The 1088-nt window shown below is 34.1% G+C and carries 1 protein-coding gene; it reads left to right on the top strand.

The genetic code is table 11. The annotated features are described in order from the left end of the window. On the top strand, positions 1 to 771 hold a 771-nt coding region (locus FTV41_RS14990; protein ID WP_179996789.1), incomplete at its 5' end, for a serine protease. Between the last annotated feature and the right edge of the window lie 317 nt (positions 772 to 1088).

The raw sequence follows: 1088 nt of genomic DNA, 5'->3' as shown, positions 1-1088 counted from the left end.
CATAGTACAGGGACTGGATTCTTCACAGCCTTCGATAATGATGGAGAAAATTGCTTTCTAGCTCTGGTGACAAACAAACATGTAATAGAAAAGAGTGATCAAATAAAAATCATTTGTCATGTAAAGAATAATGAAGGAGAACCTTCAGGAAATTTTGTCGAACTAAGCATTGGGATAAACGATAAACAGGTTATCTATCATCCTGATACGAAAATTGATTTATGTGCTATCTCTATTGCAGGTTTGATAAATCAAGCAATAGATCAAGGTATGCCAATATTCTATAAATTTTTAGATTTATCATTAATACCGAATACCGATGATTGGCAATATTTTGATGCTATTGAAGAAGTAACAATGATTGGCTGTCCTAATGGTATTTCTGATGAGGTAAACCATCTACCTATTATTCGTAAGGGAATAACGGCCTCTTCTCTTGCAAAACTATATAATGGAAAACAAGAGTTTATGGTTGATATGGCTTGTTTCCCAGGATCCTCTGGATCACCAATTTTTTTATATGATAAAAAGGGGTATTTAGACAGAAAAACTAATACTTATTATATGGATAAAAGTCGAATTCATTTAGTTGGTATATTATATGCGGGGCCGCTAATAAATAATAATGGACAAGTAATTCTGGCTCAACCTCCTCAAGTAACAGTTGCAGCAATGATGCATTTAGGTAATGCAATAAGATCAACAGAACTTCACGTACTGAATGATGAAGTTCGTAAATTTAAATCCACATTAATTTCTGCTCAAGTTTAGAATTCCTAAAATTAACATAATACACGTTATACGAAATGCTGTATAATTATCCTTATAATTCAACGCTGTAGTTTCTAGTTTATAGCCCGAGCATCCCTGTTCGGGCTTTTTTTATGATTTTTCACGTTCCACGCCTATTATTTAAGCAATGTTCCACAAGTTTATTCAGTTTTAATAAACCTCATCCGGTTTTTTGAGGAGTCATTATTTCATGTGCTTGCACTGAAATTGGCTCATCAAAAAAGTGGAGTCCTGGCTAACCGTAAGGAAGGAAAAAACGACTCAGGAAGCCATTGCTGTCCCACAATTTTTCACAA

This window comes from Acinetobacter sp. YH16051 (assembly GCF_013417135.1).
GTDB lineage: Bacteria > Pseudomonadota > Gammaproteobacteria > Pseudomonadales > Moraxellaceae > Acinetobacter > Acinetobacter towneri.
Note: the sequence above shows the minus strand (reverse complement) of the source record. Positions and strands in the feature narration are given on the sequence as shown.